Source organism: Mycobacterium sp. TH-M106, assembly GCF_057473765.1.
Window position 1 is genome coordinate 1 of the sequence record NZ_JBYCLE010000521.1, and the last position, 7,420, is coordinate 7,420.

Below are 7,420 nucleotides of genomic sequence, written 5' to 3' on the forward strand. Positions count from 1 at the left end.
TCCACCGCACGGTCGTTGCGAACCCCGGGCCGGCCGGCAACCATGTCCTGCAGCCAGAGTTTGAGCTGGACCACCGGGCGACGCAGCCGGCGTTCCCGCTGCAGCGCGCGCCGCATCTTCTCGGGTCGCCCGGTGTAGCACCAGCGGGCCCACGGAGCGTGCGGCCGGGACAGCCGGATGGCGCCGACGACCAGCAGCGGGAGGAAGAACATCCCGGTCAGCCCCGTCCACACCTTGCCTTTGGACACCACCAGCACCGCCAGGGGCAGCGACGTCACCAGACCGGCGAACACGCCCGTGCGGATCAGCGGCGAGGAGGTGTCGCGCCACAGCGACAGCAGGAAGGTCAGCGGGTGAAAACCCAGCACCAGCAGACCCGTCACCCCGGCCGCGGCGAACACCGCGTCCACCGAGGCGCGGCCGTCCTGTTCCCAGTACACGTCGCACAAATGCAGTATCGATGCGTACTCGTCGAGCACCAGCGCTGCGCCGATACCGAAAACCGTTGCAGCCACAGTGAATTCCGACTCATGACCGTCGACGGACAGGGTGATCAGCGCCACCCCGGAGAGCATCACCAGGAAAACCCCGAATACCACATGGTGGATGTGCAGCGAGCCGATGTGGACGTTGCGCGGCTGCCACCATCTGCGCGGGGCGGCACTGTCGGCGTGGTTTCGGATGTAACGCACGACGGTGCGCGTCACCAGAAAAGTCGCCAGGAATGCGAGCAGGCAGCACAGCAGCGGAAGCCTGCCGCGGTCCACGATGTCGTGTTGCAGCCAGTCGAGCACCTAAAAAACCTACGCCGCCCCGCCGCATGCGGCTCGGATGAGGCTCGGCGTGGCGTGCACCCCGATACTCTGATGGTTGACATGAGTCTCTATCGACGGGCGTGGCCGGTGTTTCAGTCACTGGTCGTCATCACCCTGGGTTATGCGGCCTGGCGGCTGCTAGGCCGCGCAAACTATCGCATCGACGTCGACGTCTACCGGATGGGTGCGGGAGCATGGCTGGACGGCCGCCCCCTGTATGCCGACGACGCGTTGTTCCACACCGCAAGCGGACTCGACCTGCCGTTCACCTATCCGCCGCTGGCGGCCGTCGCGTTCTGCCCGCTGCGCTGGCTGCCGCTGCCGATTGCCAGCGCGGCAATCACGTGCACGACGTTGGCGTTGCTGATCGCCACGATGGCGATCCTGCTCGCCGGGATTGGTGTCGAGCTCGGTTCCGAAGTCGCACCCGAACCGGCGTGGTTGCAGCGCTGCTGGTTGGCCGGGGCCATCGTGGCGCCGGCAGCGATCGGACTCGAGCCGATCCGGTCGAATTTCGCTTTCGGCCAGATCAACGTTGTGCTGATGACGTTGGTGATCGCCGACTGCGTGCCGCGCCGCACGCCCTGGCCGCGCGGTGTGCTGTTGGGCTTAGCGGTCGCACTGAAACTGACCCCGGCGGTGTTTTTACTGTATTTCCTGCTGCGCCGCGACGGCCGAGCCGTGCTCACCACGGTGGCGTCCTTCGCGGCGGCGACGCTGGTGGGGTTCGTGGCGGCCTGGCGCGACTCGTGGCAGTACTGGACCGGCACCATCGGTAACACCGGCCGGATCGGCGGCGCGGCGCTGAACACCAACCAGAACCTGGTCGGTGCGCTGGCCCGGCTGACGCTCACCGAACAGCAGCGCTTCCTGGTGTGGGCAGTCGGATGCCTGCTGGTGCTGACGGTCACCGTGTGGTCGGCCCGGCGCGTGCTCAGCGCTGGCGAACCGATCCTGGCACTGATCTGCGTAGCCTTGTTCGGGCTGGTGGTTTCCCCGGTTTCGTGGTCGCACCACTGGGTGTGGATGCTGCCCGCGGTGGTGGTGACCGGCGTGCTGGCGTATCGGCGGCGCGCTTGGCCGTTGGCCGTGCTCAGCACGGCCGGGGTGGGGCTGATGGTGTGGAGCCCGATCAACTTGCTGCCCGAGCATCATGAGACCACAGCGTCGTGGTGGCGCCAATTGGCCGGAATGTCCTACGTCTGGTGGGCACTGGCGGTCGTCGTCACCGCCGGGATCACGGTAAGGACCGCCGCGGTGCCGCAGTCACCGACGACGCCGGTCCCGGCACCGATGCCGGCCGCCGGTTGACCGGGTCATGCGAGCCCGACCCGGGACCCTCAATTAGCCCGCTGCGGTCTCCGGAATCCGGGTGGCCGACTGGCCGGATACTGACTTCTCTCCGACGCCATTTTTCACGCTGGCCGCGTAGATGTCGACGTACTCCTGGCCGGACAGCTCCATGAGCTCGTAGATCACCTCGTCGGTGACCGCGCGTTCGATGAAGCGGTTGCCGGCCAACCCCTCGAACCGCGAGAAGTCCATCGGCTTGCCGAACCGGACGGTCACCCTACCGAAGCGCCACATTTTGGTGCCGGGCGGATTGACGACGTCGGTGCCGATCATCGCCACCGGGATGACCGGGACACCGGTGTGCAGCGCAATCCGGCCCAGTCCGGTCTTACCCTTGTACAGCCGGCCGTCGGGCGAGCGGGTGCCTTCCGGGTAGATGCCCAGCAACTTGCCGTCGGCCAACAGCCGCTCGGCGGTGTTCAGCGCCGCTTGCGCAGAGTCGGCGTCGGTGCGGTCGATCGGCACCTGCCCGGCTGCGTTGTAGAACCAGCGGGTGAACCGGCCCTTGAGTCCAGTGCCGGTGAAGTACTCGGACTTTGCCAGAAAGGTGATGCGCCGCCGCACTACCAGCGGAAGGTAGAAGCTGTCGGCGACCGCCAGGTGGTTACTGGCCAGGATCACCGGCCCGCTACCGGGGACGTTTTCCAGCCCTTCGACTTTGGGTCGGCCGAGCAACGCCAGCAACGGGCCCATGAAGATGTACTTGAACAGCCAGTACCACATCTGCCCTCCCACTTGCCCGCGCACCCCGGAAGATAGTGTGCTGTGCGCCAACCTTACCTGCCGGTTAGGTCAGTTGCCGACCAGTACGACGAGCTCATTCTTCGATGGTGACCGGGATGTGTTGGTAGCCACCCTCGTCCGCACCGGCGTCGGCGGTGTCGGCCCCGCCGCCGGCCGGGCCCTCCGGCGGAGTGGGCGGACCGCCGGCGTCCGGAGCGTCGCCGGCGTCGTTCAAGGCGGCGCGAACCACCGCGAGCAGCCCGACACTGTGTTCGGCGATCACGGTCAGCAGCGGGTGTTCCTCACCGGTCACCAGCGCGACCAGCGCACACACCGGACACCACATCTGCTGGCACTTGCCGGGGCCGTCGGCCGACGCCAGCAGCGCCGCGGCGCGCACCGCGGGGTCGATTCCGTCCAGGATGGCCTGCGCGAGCTTGCGCAACTCAGGGCCCAACTCACCCAGGTCGGGGTGTACGCGGGTCACCTGCTGCGCTCCTCTTCATCGGTCACGTAGGCCACACCTTCGGGTCCGGTCGAAAACGCACCGTCAGCTCACTGCCACGCAGCGCCGCGTCTGATACTGTGCAGCGCCGCAGCACCGACGCCAATCGCACTCTGCGACGCATTCCGCCCGCGCCGATGATCAAGTCGTCGCCGGCCCGGCCCAGCGTGAGTGTGCCCGCGTCGACCTGGGGCAACTCTAGCCGCAGTCGGTACACCGCACCCAGTCCGGAACCGGACTCGCGGTCCACTACGGGCCGCAATGGCCCCGGCGGCGCAGCTCCATCGCGGTGGCGGACGCCATCGAGCAGCTCACTCAGCGCCTTGGGGCCGATCGGCTCGGCGGCCAGGTGCGGGACCAACACCAGTGCCACGTCACCGATAGCCGTATCCAATTCGTTCAGGACGGTCCGCTGCTCGCGGATCCGCTCCGCATACCAGTCGAAGGCCGGGTGATCGGGCAGACCACTGTAGGCGTACGAATCATCTTGTATCAGAATCTGGTTCACGATCAGCTCTTCGACATGCACGCCCATCAACGCCAACGATCCCAGGGTGCGAATCGCCTCGGCGGCCACCACACGTTCGGCGGTCAGCACGAGATGCGCGCTGACCAGCGCCTCGTCGCTCAGCAGGGCGATGAGCCATTCGGCCGCGGCGCTCACCCGCTCGGTCAGCTCGACCAGCGCTGCAGACCGGGCGTCGTCGGCCGCCGCGAGCCTGCGGTGCCGCGGCCAGGCCCGCTCGCTATAGAGCGCGATCGTGGCCGGCAGGGTGAGCATCTGCAGCGCGTCGGCGGTGGACGCGCAGTCGACCACGATCTGATCCCACTCTCCGCTCACGGCCAGCTCGCCGACCGCGTACAGGCCGAGCAACTCCTGGATACCGGGCAGCGCGGAAAGCTCCTCGGGTGCAATGCTGGCCAGTTCAGAATCTGGGAGGCGGGCAGCCAACGGGTCGACTACGTCACGCCAGCGCGCTTCGAGCAGTGCCAGGGTGTCTAGCGCCAGCGCGCCCAACATGCCGCCGCTGACCTCGATCTCGTCGGCATCGTCAACGACGACCCGGACCGGGTCGCGTCCGCCGGTCGGCGGAACCGGGACGCCGAGTACGTCACCCAGCGAGTGCGCCTGATCGGTGGAGACCACCAGCACTCGATGACCGGCCCGCGCGGCCGCCACGGCAGCTGCCGCCGAGAGGGTGGATTTGCCTACCCCACCCTTACCGACGAACAGACTGATGCGGGCCGGGGTCGGCGGCGGGGGCTCACTCGAGCTCACTCGAGCTCACTCGGGCTCACTCGGTTTCACCCGGGGCTCGGCTCGTTTCTTCAGGTCCTTCAACGCGGTATCGGTCAGCCTGCGTTCTGCTTTGCGTTTGAGCAGCCCGATCATCGGGATAGCCAGGTCGACCGAGAGCTCATAGGTGACCTCGGTGCCGGATCCCTTGGCTTCCAGGCGGTACTCCCCGTCCAGAGCTTTCACCAGCGAACTCGACACCAGTGACCAGCGCACCGAGCGCCGGTCGGCCGGCCAGTCGTAGGAGAACACCAGGGTGTCCTTGAGGACGGCGGCGTCCATCACAAAGCGGACCACCTTCGGGTAGCCGTCGGCATCGGCCTCCAGCACCTCGGCCTCTTTGTACTCCGAGACCCAATCGGGGTAGGAGCCGACGTCGGCAATGACGTCCATTACCGTGCCTGGATCTGCCTCGATGAAGATCGTCTGTGCCGTTTTGTCCGCCACGTGATCGTTTCCCTAGTCACCTACGTTTGCCACCAGTCCGTCGATGTGAAACGGTACCCCGCCAGGCCCGGCGCTGATCCGGTCAGGCCAGCGCCGACGGTGCAACACCGACCGGCCGCGAGCGTTCCAGGGTTTCCTTCACCGCGAAAGCCATCTTCTTGCCGGCTACCCTTCGGCGATGCGTCATCTTGGCAAGGTTCATCCGGGCCAGTTGCCAACCCACCGCCCCGGACGGTTCGGCGTGCAGAAAATAATGGAGGACCACACCGTCAAGCGACGGCTCCAGCCAGATCTCCATGGTGCCGGTGAGCGCACCGGCGACCGTCCACCTGATTCCCTTCTCGGCGCGGTCCTCGACGACCTGCAGCTGCAGGTCCGGCCACCACCTCCGCCAGGTGGACGGATCGGCTACCGCGGCGCCGGCCTGCGCCGGCGTCGCGGCGAGGAACGTCTCGTCCGCGATCTGAATGCTGCTCACCGCTTCAGCTTCACATACCACGGATCGGCAGCACACCGTAGACAACTAGGGTGGAGGCAAGTCGCGAAGGAGAGGCCAGCACAGTGCGTGAATTCACCGCCCCCGCGCCGTTCACCGTCGACGAGCGCGACAACGTCGTCGCCGTGGTCTTCGAGTACGAGCGCACCGACCCGGACCTGGTCATTTACCAGCGGTTGGTCGACGGGGCATGGCGGGACGTCACGTGCGCGACCGCGGCTGCCCAGATCCGGGCGGCCGCGCTGGGTTTGATTGCCCTGGGGGTGCAGCCCGGTGACCGGGTGGCCATCTTTTCGGCCACCCGTTATGAGTGGGCGATCCTCGACTTCGCCATCCTGGCCGCCGGCGCGGTTACCGTCCCGATCTACGAAACGTCGTCGGCGGAGCAGGTGCGTTGGGTGATGCAGGACTCCGGGGCGGTGCTGGCCTTCGCTGAGACCGCTGCGCACGCTGACATGGTCGACCAGCTCGCCGACGATCTGCCGGCGCTGCGCCGAGTGTTGACCATCGACGAGTCGCAGACCGGCGCGCTCGATGCGCTCACGCAGTCCGGCGCGTCGGTGAAACCCGAGGAGCTGACCGCGCGGCTGTCGGCACTGCGCGCCGCCGACGCTGCCACGCTGATCTACACCTCGGGCACCACCGGCCGGCCCAAGGGATGCCAGCTCACCCACGCCAACCTGGTCTATGAGGTACGCGGCACCAAAGCGGCGTTGCCGACCCTGGTGGCCGAGGGTCAGCGCCTGCTGGTCTTCCTGCCGCTGGCCCACGTACTGGCCCGAGCGCTGACACTGGGAGCGTTCGCCAACAAGGTGGTCGTCGGGTTCACCAGCGACATCAAGAACCTGCTCCCGATGTTCGCGGTGTTCAAGCCGACGGTGGTGGTCTCGGTGCCGCGCGTGTTCGAAAAGGTGTACAACACCGCCGCGCAGAACGCCGCGGACGGTGGGAAGGGCCGCATTTTCGAGCGCGCCGCCCAGACCGCGGTGGACTGGAGCGAGGCCAACGACCATGGTGGGGCGGGCGGCCCGGGTCTGCTGCTGCGCGCCAAGCACGCGGTGTTCGACCGGCTGGTGTACCACAAGCTGCGTGCGGCACTGGGCGGCGACTGCCGCGCCTCGGTATCCGGCGGGGCGCCACTCGGCGAGCGGTTGGGCCACTTCTACCGCGGCGTCGGCCTGACCATTTACGAGGGCTACGGACTGACCGAAACCACTTCTGCGATCACCGTCAACCCGGTCGGCGATATGAAAGTCGGCACGGTCGGAAAGCTGGTGCCGGGCAACAGCATGCGCATCGCCGAGGACGGCGAGTTGCAGGTGCGCGGTGGGGTGGTGTTCAGCGGCTACTGGCGCAACGAGCAGGCCACCGCAGAGGCGATGTCGGACGGCTGGTTCAAAACCGGAGATCTCGGTGCCATCGACGCCGACGGCTACCTGAAGATCACCGGCCGCAAGAAGGAGATTATCGTCACCGCGGGCGGCAAAAACGTCGCCCCGGCGGTGCTGGAGGACCAACTTCGGGCGCACCCGCTGATCAGCCAGGCGATGGCCGTCGGCGACGCCAAGCCATTCGTCGGCGCACTGATCACCATCGACCCCGAGGCGTTCGACGGCTGGAAGCAGCGCAACGGCAAAGCCGTCGACGCGTCGGTCGCCGACCTCGCCACCGACCCCGATCTGCTGGCCGAAGTGGATGCCGCCGTCAAACAGGCCAATCTTTCGGTCTCGCATGCCGAGTCGATCCGCAAGTTCGCGATCCTGCCGGTCGACTTCACCGAAGCC

Annotated in this window: 8 protein-coding genes; 2 read left to right on the top strand and 6 right to left on the bottom strand. The window is 67.2% G+C overall.

Translation table 11 applies throughout. The annotated features are described in order from the left end of the window. Positions 1-794 (bottom strand): hypothetical protein (locus AC2VOP_RS18185; RefSeq protein WP_486962261.1); only part of this gene is annotated, 794 nt, incomplete at its 3' end. Positions 795-875: 81 nt separating this feature from the next. Here AC2VOP_RS18185 and AC2VOP_RS18190 point away from each other — a divergent pair. Continuing rightward, complete coding sequence (locus tag AC2VOP_RS18190; RefSeq protein ID WP_486962262.1) at positions 876-2,126, top strand: glycosyltransferase 87 family protein; 1,251 nt, start codon at positions 876-878, stop codon at positions 2,124-2,126. A gap of 33 nt (positions 2,127-2,159) precedes the next feature. Here AC2VOP_RS18190 and AC2VOP_RS18195 read toward each other — a convergent pair whose 3' ends face one another. The 5 genes from AC2VOP_RS18195 to AC2VOP_RS18215 form a co-directional block, all read right to left on the bottom strand. After that, a complete protein-coding gene (locus AC2VOP_RS18195) occupies positions 2,160-2,891 on the bottom strand; it encodes a lysophospholipid acyltransferase family protein (RefSeq protein WP_486962268.1) in 732 nt (243 codons plus the stop codon). Between the two features lie 94 nt (positions 2,892-2,985). After that, complete coding sequence (locus AC2VOP_RS18200; protein ID WP_486962263.1) at positions 2,986-3,378, bottom strand: hypothetical protein; 393 nt, start codon at positions 3,376-3,378, stop codon at positions 2,986-2,988. A 22-nt stretch (positions 3,379-3,400) separates the two neighbouring features. Continuing rightward, positions 3,401-4,675: an ArsA family ATPase gene (locus AC2VOP_RS18205; RefSeq protein ID WP_486962264.1), complete on the bottom strand. Its 1,275-nt coding sequence runs from the start codon at positions 4,673-4,675 to the stop codon at positions 3,401-3,403. 6 nt (positions 4,676-4,681) lie between these two features. Then, positions 4,682-5,140: an SRPBCC family protein gene (locus AC2VOP_RS18210; RefSeq protein WP_486962265.1), complete on the bottom strand. Its 459-nt coding sequence runs from the start codon at positions 5,138-5,140 to the stop codon at positions 4,682-4,684. 82 nt (positions 5,141-5,222) lie between these two features. Further along, complete coding sequence (locus AC2VOP_RS18215; RefSeq protein WP_486962266.1) at positions 5,223-5,618, bottom strand: polyketide cyclase / dehydrase and lipid transport; 396 nt, start codon at positions 5,616-5,618, stop codon at positions 5,223-5,225. Positions 5,619-5,701: 83 nt separating this feature from the next. On the opposite strand from AC2VOP_RS18215, the gene AC2VOP_RS18220 reads away from it, so the two are divergent. Then, on the top strand, positions 5,702-7,420 hold a 1,719-nt coding region (locus AC2VOP_RS18220), incomplete at its 3' end, for an AMP-dependent synthetase/ligase (protein WP_486962267.1).